At 56.8% G+C, this 12,356-nt stretch carries 12 protein-coding genes and 1 pseudogene; 7 read left to right on the forward strand and 6 right to left on the reverse strand.

Annotated features, from left to right (window positions below):
* Positions 1-648 carry a Cap15 family cyclic dinucleotide receptor domain-containing protein gene (locus tag C2R22_RS25380; RefSeq protein WP_162562621.1) on the forward strand — a complete coding sequence of 216 codons (648 nt, stop codon included), beginning with the start codon at positions 1-3 and terminating at the stop codon, positions 646-648.
* 4 nt (positions 649-652) lie between these two features.
* Here C2R22_RS25380 and C2R22_RS22310 read toward each other — a convergent pair whose 3' ends face one another.
* Entirely contained in the window at positions 653-1,150 is a 498-nt protein-coding gene (locus C2R22_RS22310) for a Cap15 family cyclic dinucleotide receptor domain-containing protein (protein ID WP_103427980.1), read from the reverse strand.
* Between the two features lie 100 nt (positions 1,151-1,250).
* Positions 1,251-2,255, reverse strand: coding sequence for a nucleotidyltransferase domain-containing protein (locus C2R22_RS22315; protein WP_245903098.1), 1,005 nt, complete (start codon positions 2,253-2,255; stop codon positions 1,251-1,253).
* 455 nt (positions 2,256-2,710) lie between these two features.
* Here C2R22_RS22315 and C2R22_RS22320 point away from each other — a divergent pair, with 455 nt between their 5' ends.
* Entirely contained in the window at positions 2,711-3,937 is a 1,227-nt protein-coding gene (locus C2R22_RS22320) for a tyrosine-type recombinase/integrase (protein WP_245903099.1), read from the forward strand.
* An 86-nt stretch (positions 3,938-4,023) separates the two neighbouring features.
* Here C2R22_RS22320 and C2R22_RS25385 read toward each other — a convergent pair whose 3' ends face one another.
* On the reverse strand, positions 4,024-4,500 hold the full coding sequence (locus tag C2R22_RS25385; RefSeq protein ID WP_162562623.1) for a hypothetical protein: 477 nt from the start codon (positions 4,498-4,500) through the stop codon (positions 4,024-4,026).
* Positions 4,497-5,303, reverse strand: a complete 807-nt coding sequence (locus C2R22_RS22325) for a ParA family protein (RefSeq protein ID WP_103427982.1) — start codon at positions 5,301-5,303, stop codon at positions 4,497-4,499. The genes C2R22_RS25385 and C2R22_RS22325 overlap by 4 nt, the downstream gene beginning before the upstream one ends.
* 898 nt (positions 5,304-6,201) lie before the next feature.
* Here C2R22_RS22325 and C2R22_RS22330 point away from each other — a divergent pair.
* The gene (locus tag C2R22_RS22330) at positions 6,202-7,215 is read left to right on the forward strand and encodes a hypothetical protein (protein ID WP_103427983.1); all 1,014 of its coding nucleotides are present in this window, start codon (positions 6,202-6,204) and stop codon (positions 7,213-7,215) included.
* Here C2R22_RS22330 and C2R22_RS22335 read toward each other — a convergent pair.
* Together C2R22_RS22335 and C2R22_RS22340 are read right to left on the reverse strand one after the other, a co-directional pair.
* The gene (locus tag C2R22_RS22335) at positions 7,212-7,652 is read right to left on the reverse strand and encodes a hypothetical protein (protein ID WP_103427984.1); all 441 of its coding nucleotides are present in this window, start codon (positions 7,650-7,652) and stop codon (positions 7,212-7,214) included. The two genes, C2R22_RS22330 and C2R22_RS22335, sit on opposite strands and share 4 nt — an antisense overlap.
* A 4-nt stretch (positions 7,653-7,656) precedes the next feature.
* Positions 7,657-8,067, reverse strand: coding sequence for a hypothetical protein (locus C2R22_RS22340; protein ID WP_103427985.1), 411 nt, complete (start codon positions 8,065-8,067; stop codon positions 7,657-7,659).
* A 102-nt stretch (positions 8,068-8,169) separates the two neighbouring features.
* On the opposite strand from C2R22_RS22340, the gene C2R22_RS22345 reads away from it, so the two are divergent.
* The 4 genes and pseudogenes from C2R22_RS22345 (at position 8,170) to C2R22_RS22365 (ending at position 12,356) form a co-directional block, all read left to right on the forward strand.
* Entirely contained in the window at positions 8,170-8,655 is a 486-nt protein-coding gene (locus tag C2R22_RS22345; protein ID WP_103427986.1) for a hypothetical protein, read from the forward strand.
* 262 nt (positions 8,656-8,917) lie between these two features.
* A pseudogene (locus tag C2R22_RS22350) lies at positions 8,918-9,744 on the forward strand (IS5 family transposase).
* Positions 9,745-10,304: 560 nt separating this feature from the next.
* Complete coding sequence (locus C2R22_RS22360; RefSeq protein ID WP_245903100.1) at positions 10,305-10,967, forward strand: metal-dependent transcriptional regulator; 663 nt, start codon at positions 10,305-10,307, stop codon at positions 10,965-10,967.
* A gap of 129 nt (positions 10,968-11,096) precedes the next feature.
* Positions 11,097-12,356 carry a multicopper oxidase domain-containing protein gene (locus C2R22_RS22365; RefSeq protein WP_103427988.1) on the forward strand — a complete coding sequence of 420 codons (1,260 nt, stop codon included), beginning with the start codon at positions 11,097-11,099 and terminating at the stop codon, positions 12,354-12,356.

Below are 12,356 nucleotides of genomic sequence, written 5' to 3' on the forward strand. Positions count from 1 at the left end.
ATGCATACCTACTCAACAGACAACGACAATAGGCCGACTGTATACGGTATTCTTGGATTCGCAGCCTATGCAGCTGCCCTTGCCGTGGGATGGCTTTCAACAATGCTCAGTGCAGTCATACCAGCAGTCGCGGGCATTACGATCTCCTGGGGTGTGGGATTTACTCTCCTTACAGCGACGTTTAGTCGGTTTATCTGGAAAACAAGAATCGCCCGCGCAACAGGAGCGTCAAAAGTTCCTGATTTCAACGGCGAGTGGGCGGGATATGTGAAAACCTCGTATGAGGGCGTCATTCCGGATGATGCACTTCACGCGTCGAACGACCCGAACGCGGAAATGCAGCGGGTCGCAGCGACGCTACGAATCACTCAGACATGGCGGAAAATTAGCATCCACCTGGAGACCGACAATTCCGAGTCAGACAGTACTGGCGCAACCGTATTGACTGAAGATGGGCGTTGGCCGAGCCTCAACTACCAGTATGAGAACGACCCAGACCCAGATTCAGCGTCTTCGATGACAAGACACTACGGAACCGCGGACTTAGCTTTAAAAACAGACTCTGACGAAACAATACTAGAGGGATTCTATTACACAGGTCCTGGTCGTGAGAACTACGGAGAGATGTACTTCGTGAAATCGGAGTGAATGCTCAGTTCACTCTGTACAGTTCCAGTATCCCATGGGTTCCCCGCTGATCAGGGCGGTTGTAGTACTTTCCTTCAAGTTTGTCTTCGCGCTCATCGTATTCTAAGATAGCAGTCCCATAATGTGGGTCAAGCTCTTCGTTGGTGGTACTCCCATCATTCCAGTAGTTATACGAGAGTGTCGGCCAGGCTTTTTCTTTGACCAAGATCGTCGCTGCTCGGCTATGTGAAGGTGACTCCGGCCCATCCAATGAAACACGTATCTTATCCCAGGTCTGGTTAATCTCGATACTGGTTTCCTGCTTTGTCAGTCCCTCAATCTGGCGTCCATTATCAACAATCTGCTCGTCGGGGATGAGATCCGCGTCAACGGAAGTGTACAGATGCCCTTCCCATGTACCATTCAAGTTCGGAACAGCGACTAATCCCTTATCGTGTAACAATTCCCACTTCCAGAGGTACCTCGTGAACCCGATGTAGAGTGCGGATGAGACAACGCCCATCGAAAGTCCGAGTACAGGACCAAAAGCGCTGATTCCTCCAAGGTAAATCACTGCCGTAGCGATACCGATTACGATGTATCGCTGATGGCGATTCGGTTGGTCAGTGGAAAAGTTGTGCATTCTTTCGTTTGCTGTACCAGTCGTCCCACATTTCTCGGAGACGGGTTATGAGTTCGTCTGCTTCGTCAGTACTCCACTGCGTGTTGCTATCGCCAAATAGAGATTCCATTTCGGAAACCTGGTCAAAGGTCGAAAAGTCCGCGTTGTCTAAGTACGATAGCGTTTCATCGAATCGATCTGACCGGCTGGTCCGCTTTAGGATACTCTCTGGAACGTTGTAGATGAGACACTCGATCCCGTACGAGTGAGCATCAATCGTCCAAAGAGTATCGAAATGGTTGTTGTAGTAATAGCGTGCGTTCTTGAATATACGGACGGTCTCCTTGTAGTTCGAGTGCATTTCCCGTCCATTCTCGCGGTGAATCTTAGGGAAGTTGATTACACGATCGTTGTCGTACTGCGGCATGAAGTGCATTCCCTTGTCGATTTCCGCATCTTCATCGCCGCCTTCGGGATACGTCCGGTAGACACGGTACTCACCACACGCGACCACATCAACGTCGACATCAAGTAGTGATGTTTTCTCCTTGTTGATTTTGATTGCCTTATTACCGGGAGTAACAGCTGAACTGCCAAACTTGATCCTGAGTGCTGTTAACACGTCATCGTAGAAATCACGATGGTCATAATCGGCGTCATCGTGGTCATCATTGTATCGTTCCTCCTCCTCTTCACTTAGCTCCTCAAGGTCGGAGCGCCATGCGGACGTGATTTTCGCGACGACGTCTACGTCGCTCGACCCTCGAGTGTGAGTCGTGTTCGCATATGAACCCTGTAGATAGACTTCGTAATCTTCGTCCGCTTGTTCCAGAGGGGAGCGTTCGCTCATTAAGGCACGGCGAGTCTTATCTCGTGCATCAGCCGATCCCTTGTCAGCTCCGGTACCATGCCAGTCATTAAATTTGCTTTCAGGAATCGGCATTTTAGCGACTTCCCTCTGAAGGCAGAATGGACGGGAGAGCCTCGATACGGCTATTGATGACACCATCCTCGCGGTGTATAATGTCGTCGGGAATCATCTGTATTCTATCTCCGGATGAGTTCTGATGGGAGACAAGAATTGGTACGAACGCCTGATAGTTAAACGCTCGCGAAACAGGGTGAAAGTGATAAAAGGCCCATAGACCTCTGTAACCCCGATTTTCATTAGATTCGATGAGATGTATACCATCTTCGCTTTCCTGGCCGAGATTTTGTAAGAAATTTGTATAGCGACATATGATTTATAGCTGTTCTGAAGTGGAGAATTCGACGGCAATAGGACTTCTATCAGCTGTATTGGCCCGTATGACGGTCTCGTATAAGTGCTTACGTTTAGCGCGATAAACGTAAACAGATTCAAGGAGGTGGCCGCCGTCTGCCACAGCGACCACGATGACACCGCCCAAACCCCAGGATACAGACCCTCAAGACGGCACTCCAGAGTCACGGGGGGACGCGGTGGCCGTCCTCGACGTCCTCGAGGACTACCTTACTGACAAAGGGAAAGGACGAGATGGCGAGAGCGGACAGTATCGACGACACGCCGACCGCGAAGTGAATCGTTTCGTGGAGTTCCTCGCCGGCGACCGATCGACGTCGTCGGTGACCTTCGGGGAGCTGACCGTCGAATCCTTCCGGGAGTACGCTCGCTACCTCTCTCGACAGGGGTGGACTGAGGGCACAGTCCGGAACTACTACGCCCACGTCTCCGGGTTCTGTGGGTGGGCGGCACGTGAGGGCTATCTGTCGGGGAATCCCGCCCAACGCCGTCGTGCGAAAGAGCCACTGCCCGAGGACACCGGGCGAAAGAGCGGGGAACAGCAGGCGTGGACGGCCGAGCAGCGCGAGCAACTCCTCTCGTACGTCGACGCACGAGCACACGAGGCAATTGACGACGTCGCGAGCGACCGCCAGGCCGCAATCAAAGCCTGTCGCGACCGGGCGCTCGTCTACGTCCTCTGCTTTACCGGGGTTCGGGGTGCGGAGATACTGGCCGACGACGGTGATGATCGACGCGGTCGGGATGGTCTCCGTTGGGCGGACGTCGCCCTCGAGGACAACAGTATCCAGGTCCTTGGGAAGAGCGGGAAGTGGGACGATAGACCACTTCCTGAGCCAGCAGTACCCTCGATTGAGCGCGTTCGGAGTGTGCTCGCTCCTTCGAGTGAGAACTGGCCGGTGTTTCCGACACTCGATTACCCGACGCTCGTACAGACGTTCACACTGGCGATGACTAGTCGGGGATACGACATCGGAGAGGTCGAGAACCTCCGCCGAGAGCAGGTGAACGACGGTGAGGCGTCCGTTATCGAACTCCTCGCGGACTATGACATCGCACCACCGGCGTTGACGACCCACGGCGCTCGGGCGGTTCTGAAACGTCTCACGGACGAGGCGGGCATCGAACTGGACGACAAGCACGGGTATCTCGCGCCGCACGGGGCCCGACGCGGTGTTGGTGAGGTCCTCGTCAGGGCGTATGGCCACGCTGAGGCGGCTCGCTACCTCGACAATTCCGAGGAGATCGTTCGCGAACACTACTCACATATCGAGGCCGGAGAGCTGGCCGACCGCGCTGAAGCTGCCTTCGCCGAACACCGTGAGAAACAACGACGCCCAGCTAAGAGGGGAGCTGAGGAACACACAGAGGACAGTGGGGTGGATACAGAGTCGGAGACAGGGTAAGACATCTCATAATTCCCTCTCAACCGTGTGCAACGGTCGGTAGCCGTTTCCCCGCTCGCTCAATCAGAATTCCGCGCCTGTCCGTCTCAGTAGCGATCGAGCAGTTCTTCGATGTACGCGTCGAGGTCGTCGTGGTTGAGTCCGGCTCTCATGACCGCTTCGAGGAAGTGCTTGTGTTTCTCGATCTCCCCCTTGTCTTCCATGACTCGTTGGGCATTCGCTTTCGTGTATGCTTGATTTAGTTCCTCTTGGAACTCTTCAGTGAGGTACACAGCGTACTTCGTCCGGGTTCTGCGGGTGCTGTTCGGGTCGGGGTCGGGGCCCCGGGTCTTCTCTGTAGAACTTGTCTCACCCCCGGAACTTGTCGAACTCGTAGAACTCGTAGAACCCGTGTCACCTGTCTCCACTCGTTCTCCTTCATCACCGGCTTCATCATCGGTCTCCTGGGGCCGCTTCCCGACCCGACCACTGAGAGCGTTGCCGAGAGCGTCATCAAAATCTCCGCCGGACTGCTGATCAGCGTCTTCGGATTCGGTTTCCTCTTCGGGTTCTCGGTCAGTCATGCGAAGTAGTCCTCCACGGCACGTGCGAGGCCATCGTAGGTCTCACGGACTTCCTCGGCCTTCTGTTCACGATGGCGATTCTCCGGTTCATAGGTGTAGATACTGTGGTTTTGAGCAAACGCGCCTTCGATGGCGACTGTCTCTGGGATGGTGAACGTGTGCTCTTCGCCGATGTTCTTGTGGAACCACTCGAGGCGGTCCTCACTGATGTTGTTCCGAGTTACAGCATTGACCACCGCTCCTATGATCCCGATATCTGTTTGGAACTCGCGTTCGAGCTGGTTGATTTCCTGCGTAAGGAGATTCATCGAGAACGTCGCGATTGGATCTGCACGTGAGACGAACAAGACATTGCGTGCGGCCAACAGCGCGCCGTCTGCGAGGGGTCCCATATTGGGCGGTGAATCAATGAGCACGTAGTCGTAGTCGTGCTCAATTCGGTCGAGTACCATTCCCAGGCGCTCCTGAGTCCGGCTGAGTGACCAGAGCTCACGTTCGAGCTGGAAATTGCTCCCGTGGGCTGGTAGGACGTCGAACTCGCTGTGTGAGACGATGAGGTCATTTACCTCGTCGAATCGGTCAATATCCGTCATGATGTCGTAGAGGGACCGATCCTCACTCACGTAGTATTCGCGCAAACCCAGCGTGATGGTGATGAACCCCTGGGGGTCTGCATCGACGACGAGCACGTCGCTATCCTCCTCAAGTCCCTCAGAGACGGCGAGCGCCCCTGCGAGATTGATCGTCGTCGTACTCTTTCCGACACCGCCTTTCTGCATCGAGATCGAGAGCCGATGTGTCATGGGTATCTCGTGTCCTCTGTAGAACCTGTGTGATACAGGTACTTCCCGTTCTACAGGTTATGTGGAGAGGTACTCGTAGAACGCGTATAAATCTACGTCAGACACGTTCTTTGGGTTATACACGATATACAGGTAACACGGGTTCTTCGAGTTATACGCAAAGATTCGTGCTCCTCCTTGGCCTTACTACCGTAATACAAACGTTCCACACGGAACCCGTGTTCTACGGGTTCTTCGACTAGATGCGTTTCTGGCGGCTCATAGGCCGAGTGGCTAAACAAATGTAGCGTAGTCCGCCGATTTACCTCACCACCGAAAGGATATACAGCGTGAATCCTTATGTTGAGTTGGCCAAGACTACGATGCCCGGATAGGAGCGTCTGTGCGGACAGGTGACGAGGCAGAGATTGCCCCAACATACGGGGTGACCTCCCGCTGTCACGCTGACATCTTTAGGAGGGTGTTCCAGTGGAATCTCGCGGGTGGTGCCGTGGGAAGCCACTCCGTTACAGACGCCCCGGTAAGTGCCGTAGTCTGGTCATCCTCCAGTCGCGTCTCGGCGTGAATACACGGTTTTGTGGGGGGAGAGGACTCGAGAGCGCGAATCCCTTTTTGTCGTCTCGTCGCGTAAAGTATCTGAGCGACGCGAGCTCGCCGCCACCCTCCGAAAACCTCCACCATGCCATACCTCGCGATGTGTCCGAACGGCGACCGGGTTCTCCCCCTGGACGTCAGAGATGATGACACGATTCTGTGCCCACTTTGCGAAGAGTCACTCGGCGTTCGCCGATCACACTACAACCGGGGGCGCTTTGTCTCGAAGCATTTCGTCCATCCGCGAGGCTCGGAGTGTCCGGGCGAGTCGAATCTACACGCCAAACTCAAGACCATCGCGGCGATGAAACTCCGCGAGGTATTCGAGACAGCATCTGTGGATCACGAGCGGCAAATCCCCGGGACGAATCGAATTGCGGATGTCGTCGCGACGTTCTCCACCGAGCTGTACCCCTTTGGGAAGGGACTCATCGTCGAGATTCAGCACAAACACGACGAGAAAGAGATCGGCCCGATCACTGGGGAATATCTGAACGCGGGGTACTCGGTGTTCTGGGCGTACCAGTCCGATTTCGAGGGGCACGACATGACGTTCGCCGAACACCGCGTCAAGCGCCCCTGGCCCCACGCGGTCCCACTCGTCGAGGGAGTCGACGGCTATCCTGCCCCCGTGCAACGATTGTTGGACCCCGAACCGGCCGAGGAAGTGCGCCTGGAGGTGCCGTTCCCGATGGAGTATCTGCGGGCCCACGCGCTCGAGGTCATCCCGCCGCTGCGCGGCTACTACGATGCAGGGCGATCTCCGGAGGGCTGGGAGCGAATCGACACGGTCTCGCTCCACGGCAAAGGCCGCGAGCGAGCGTGGGTGAACGTCCTGCGCTCGCCGTCGAACCACATCTTCCTCGAGTTCTGGAAGAAGGACACTGAGGAAGGCGAATCGGAGTATCTCATCACTCACATCGGGAGTGAGTTCCCGGAGCGATTCGAGGCGTTCATGGAGGATGCTCGGACGTGGTTTTCTTCGGAGGACGTCGACCAGCAGGTTGCACACTGGGTGGGTGGTGCGTCGTTGAGTTTCCGAGGGACGACGCTGTGCGAGTCGTGGTTGTCGCTGGTGAAGGTCCCGTTCGGCCCGGTGAAGTTCGTGGTCGCCCGCCGAGACACGAAGGGAAACACGCGGACATGGGCGGTGAACTACCGCAGCGGCGATCTCGGTCGGTTGGCGTCGTTGCGACACCCGATTCGGCGCTTATTCGGAGACGTCACAGACACGGCCGCTGCTGTGACGGAGACGGGGGCCTCGACGGCGGCTCGCGAACGGATGGCGGGCAATTCTACGGACGTAGTTCGCGACTAGAGCTCGTCCCAGGCTGGTGGTTCGGGTGACCTAGGGACACCAGTTGGCCCGTGTTCGTGGACGAGTGCGAGGACATCTGCCGATGGCGACGGTGAGATGCCCGACGCACGCGATTCCGACTCCGTTTCCGTCTCTGTCTGCGTCTGTGCGTTGGACTCGATGTGAATCTGAACCGGGGGTTCGGCCGGGTTCTCGGTCGGGATCTCTACATCGACTGGTAGCGTCTCCCCGCGCTCTTCGTAGATGGCGTCGCGGCGCTCGGTGAGCCGGCGGATGATGCCTCCTCGATTTCGGTGCGCTCGTTCGTACTCGAGGTACTGTTCGACGGTTTCGACTTCTCCCATCATCGTGATTCCGGGGGTGATGACGCGATAGTTCGATGTATCGAGGAGTTTCTCCGGCGGGAGTTGTTCGAGGACGGCGGCGTCGTGGCTCATCGGGTCACACCCGTGCTCGCTCGTGTTCGCTGGGGCTGGTCGCGTTCGCTGGGCCGAAGCGTCCCCACGCATTGAGGTGCGAGCAGGCATCCTCGACGACGTGTTCGATTGCCCGTTTGGTCGAGTCGGCTTCGGGTGGGCGTTCGACGATACGTGCGAGTTCGAGGGCGTCCTCGAGGCGGATGTGTGGGTGTGCTCGGTAGAGGGCTTCGACGACGGCCTTCGCGAGGGCTTCCGGGTCGTCTGTGTGGCGGTCTGTCTCGTCGAAGCGTGCCCTGACGACGGCACTGAGGTGTTGCACACGGCGGGTGCGGGCGATGCTGGCGTCGACGGAGTCCATGTCCGGAGTCGGGGCGGGCGGCGTCGGCTGGTGGTCGGTCGTGCTTCGGCTGGCGGTGGCGATTTTGGTATCCATCGGGCAATTCCCTCACCGATTCCGGGGGCGACAAACGGGGCGCAAGTTCCTTTCCTACGCAACAATTATATTGAGTCCTTACGTTGTGCGTTGCGTAGGAAAATGGCCTCGGACTCCCCCGACAGCACCGACGAAGATTACCCTGAGCCTCCGGATGAGCTGGCGAATTGGGTCGTGGACCCGCTTCAATCCCAGAGCATCCCGAAGCTTGAGCGGGTGATCGAGTACGCCGAGGAGTTAATCGCCCACAAGTCGCGACCCGTCTCTGTTGCGGGGGCGGACGAGAGCGAGGACGCAGACAGCACTGGTGAGGGTCGGGGCGGTGGAACGGTTGGTACGCTGCCACAGAAGGACCAGCCTGCTCCGGAGCGCCGGCATCGACAGAAGGAGTTTGAGGAGATGTCGAAGTCGGAGCGTATTGCGCTCTCGGATGAGGAGTTGCGACGGTACGGAACGGTCGAGATTCGGAAACTCGACTGTGGCCCTGGCTGCAAGCAGTGTCCACACGGCCCGTATCGCTACTGTGTCTTCAGGAACAGCAAGGGGACGGTGACCTCGAAGTACGCGGGCAAAGCGAGCGGTGAGTAGGGGTATCTCTCCCACTTCCCGTGTGCACCGATCGGTAAATCCTGAGCCAGTCCTCCGAGGTAGCGCCCTCGCTTATTCGCCGGACTTTTTCGACGACCTAAGTTCTCCACCGATCGGACACCGCCATGCCGACGCGTTCCCAATAGACGGCCAAGCTCACCTTCGACTCGGTAGCATATTACGCCATTCTGCTTTGTTGAATCCGCAGAAGGCGGCAGGATAGCGTCGCTCTGAAGGTGGAAGCGAAGCGGAAGAGCCGAATGTGCCTAACCTACTCTTCCGCTTCGTTAAGCAAGCTGCGTCGCTGGCTCAAAAGCGCAGTGCCGCCAGTCCAACGGCGGTGAGTGATCCGACTGGCAACGGATTTCCCGGTTAGAAGCATGTCACGCTCCACTTTTTGCGGGTTCACATGGACGCGACGTACCGCGAGATCGTGGATTGGGCGAGTGAAATGGATCGTGTTCGTGGTCTGTTACAGCTCGCTCGAACGGCATTTCCCGCACCCCCAACGCTGTACCGGTCGTTTGAGTACCCATGTCTGTGTGGCGCGGCTTCCTTCGTGAATCCGCGACCATCTGCGATCCGGGCTCGCACGGTGCCATCGATGCCACGTTCTTCGACCGCGAAACGGCATCGAGACACTACCAACACCGCTCGGATCGACACATACGCACGCCCAAAACGACGGCGCTCGTCGATACAGATTCGTGTGCCATCCTCGATGTTCACTGCTCGGCACACTGGCCTCACGACACCCAAACTGGCCGTCGAGTTGCCCTTCGCAACACCGAGAAAATTGAGAATCTCGCCGGCGACAAAGGCTACGACGACCAATCTCTCCGGGACGCCCTCCGTTCAGAGGGCGTCCGGCCCTTGCTGCGTCATCGGTTGTTCGCTGCGTACGATCACGCGCACAACGCACGGTTGGACAGCGAGCTATACGGCCAGCGCTGGATGGCCGAGACCGCCTTTTCGGCCATCAATCGTCGGTTCGGCCCCGCTTTCCACCCTCGCGCTTAGTACCGCGAGTTCCGCGAACTCGTGTTGACCGCCACCGTCTACAACCTCGAACAGGCTCTCATACAGTGACCCCGACGCCATCATCGGATTCAACAAAGCAGACCAGCCGTTAATCGAACTCCGCGAGTGTGTGTACTGTTCCGTTCGGTTAGTGACGAACCACCGAGGGCGATCAGGACACAGTACATTCTGTCTCTATGGGCGAGAGCCTGATCTCGACTGGGACGACGTGTATTTCCAAGCCAGTCCTCCCGAGTGCGATCACTATCTCTACAACGAGGATGCGATCGAAGATTACTGCCCCAAGTGCGGTGCGACGATGGAATCCCCAACTACAACTCTCCGCGATTACACCAGCTGAATTCCGCCGTAAAGGGAGCAGATCACTCACGCCTGATCGCTGATCTCGTTGTGAGCTTATGGTGGACGCTTGACTTGTCTGGCACCTTAGTCCGGACTTCAGACGGCAGGTGGACGATCCAACGGTCGTCTTATCGTATCTGCGTATCACCTCCAAAACAAAGAGTACGAACAGCGAAAGACGCTATTAAACGAGATACTTAGGAAAACGGTACAGGCAAATTATAAATTTAGCCACGTCTAATTACTTTCCAATGCTGAGTGCGATCATGGAGGATTATCTCAAAGCGATCTATTACCTTCAGGAAGAGACGGACGACCGAGTGCGAACCTCGGCTCTAGCTGAGTACATGGACGTTCAACAACCCTCCGTCACCAGTATGGTGAAAAAATTGGCTGAGCGTGATTTGATACATCATGAGCCCTACAAGGGGGTTGAACTCACAGACACCGGCATTCCTATCGCTCTCGAAGTCATTCGCCACCACCGGCTTTTAGAACGGTATCTGACGGAACACCTCGAGTACGATTGGGCTGAGGTGCACGACGAAGCAGATCGCCTCGAACACCACATCAGCAATCAATTCGCCGACCGAATAGCAGAGCAGTTAGGGGATCCCGCAGTTGACCCACATGGCGACCCGATTCCCACCGCGGGGCTGGATATTTCTGCACCAAAATGCGGTGATACACTCGCCGAACATCACGTAGGCGACAGCGTTCGAATCGAACGGGTGCCAGATGAAGACGCTGATCTACTCCGATATCTGTCCGACCACGGAATTCACCCGGGAACTGAAGTGAGAATCGTTGAAGTCACCTCATTTGGCATGGTGACACTTGATCCCGACGGTGGCGACGAACCAGTTGCACTTCCCGAGAAGGTTGCCCGCTCTATATCCGCTCAATCTCTGTCTGAGGATACAAGCTAACCTAGTCGGGACCTCGTCTGCCAAGGTATTAGTTTAGAGCCAATCTAAGTTTAGATAGGTCAAATTTATACATTAGATTGGCCAAGAGGCTCCTATGGGCACCCAGAGGCTTGACCAGCGGAGGAGACGATGCCATCGATAGATTACGACACTGCAGCAGACGTCACAAAACGGCTCGAAGAGCGACTAGTCGAATCACTCACCGGTGAGACGAGTGTCAGTCGCCGCACGGTACTCGGCGGTCTCGGTGTTGCCGGGAGTGCAGCCGTCGGACTCGGAAGTTCTCGGGCAAGTGCCACCTCCGATCACGACGATGAGGATGAACATGGTAACTTCGGTGCGGTGGGTGAATACGAGGATTTGGATTTCGATCCTCACGAGTTCCTCACCGCATTCAATACCGGAGACAGCGGGCAGGATAACGTCCCCCAACAGGTCTACGAAGAGGATGGCCGGACCGTGCGGGAGTTCGAGTTTACCGCCGTCGACACCACGATAGCAATCGCGCCGGGCGTCGAGTTCCAGGCGTGGGCGTACAACGGCCAGGTGCCGGGGCCGACGATCCGTGCCGTTGAAGGCGACCTTATTCGCGTCAAATTCACCAACCTGGGACGACACGCACACACGATCCATCCACACCTGAAGAACCTCAACCCGCGAATGGACGGGATCCCCCAGAACGGGCCTGGCGTCCTCGATACGGGCGAGTCATTCACCTACGAGTGGATCGCCCAACCCGCCGGCACACACTTCTATCACTGCCACTCACTCCCGTTGAAAGAGCACATCCATCGCGGACTCTACGGCACGATCATCGTTGATCCGGACCCCGAACGCGTTAGGGAGAATCCACGCGAGTACGTCAACTACCCGGGCCCGATTACCGATGACTTCCGAGAGCAGCTCGTCGAAGAGGCGAAGAGCCGGAATCACGAGTACGCCGAAAACGACGCCGTCAACGAGATGGTCATGGTGATGAACTCGTTCGACACCAACTTCGACGGCGGTAACGAGGTCTACGCGGCGAACACACGAGCGTTCGGATACGGAGTCGGTGACACCGACGGCGAGGGCAACTGGACGGCGGGTGAGACGAAACGCCCCATCCAGATCGACAAGAACCAACGCCAGCGCGTGTACCTCTCCAATGCAACGGAGTTCGACCTCATCAACTCGTTCCACACGCATTCGCAGTTCTTCGACTACTACGACCACGGGACGACGCTGACGCCGACGAATAAGACCGTGGACACGATCATGCAATGCCAGGCGCAGCGTGGTATCATCGAGATTGACTACTCCGATCATGAGCCGGGCCTGTACATGTTCCACGCCCACCAGTCTGAGTTCGCCGAACTCGGCTGGATGAGCTTCTTCGAGGTGGTCTAA

Origin of the sequence: Salinigranum rubrum (assembly GCF_002906575.1) — an archaeon.
In the GTDB taxonomy this organism is placed as follows: domain Archaea; phylum Halobacteriota; class Halobacteria; order Halobacteriales; family Haloferacaceae; genus Salinigranum; species Salinigranum rubrum.

Excerpts from the sequence above, each read along its gene's own strand:
- C2R22_RS25380 (WP_162562621.1), top strand. The coding sequence starts at position 1 with ATGCATACCTACTCAACAGACAACGACAATAGGCCGACTGTATACGGT.
- C2R22_RS22310 (WP_103427980.1), bottom strand. The coding sequence starts at position 1,150 with ATGGGCGTTGTCTCATCCGCACTCTACATCGGGTTCACGAGGTACCTC.
- C2R22_RS25385 (WP_162562623.1), bottom strand. The coding sequence starts at position 4,500 with ATGACTGACCGAGAACCCGAAGAGGAAACCGAATCCGAAGACGCTGAT.
- C2R22_RS22325 (WP_103427982.1), bottom strand. The coding sequence starts at position 5,303 with ATGACACATCGGCTCTCGATCTCGATGCAGAAAGGCGGTGTCGGAAAG.
- C2R22_RS22330 (WP_103427983.1), top strand. The coding sequence starts at position 6,202 with ATGAAACTCCGCGAGGTATTCGAGACAGCATCTGTGGATCACGAGCGG.
- C2R22_RS22335 (WP_103427984.1), bottom strand. The coding sequence starts at position 7,652 with ATGAGCCACGACGCCGCCGTCCTCGAACAACTCCCGCCGGAGAAACTC.
- C2R22_RS22340 (WP_103427985.1), bottom strand. The coding sequence starts at position 8,067 with ATGGATACCAAAATCGCCACCGCCAGCCGAAGCACGACCGACCACCAG.
- C2R22_RS22345 (WP_103427986.1), top strand. The coding sequence starts at position 8,170 with ATGGCCTCGGACTCCCCCGACAGCACCGACGAAGATTACCCTGAGCCT.
- C2R22_RS22360 (WP_245903100.1), top strand. The coding sequence starts at position 10,305 with ATGGAGGATTATCTCAAAGCGATCTATTACCTTCAGGAAGAGACGGAC.
- C2R22_RS22365 (WP_103427988.1), top strand. The coding sequence starts at position 11,097 with ATGCCATCGATAGATTACGACACTGCAGCAGACGTCACAAAACGGCTC.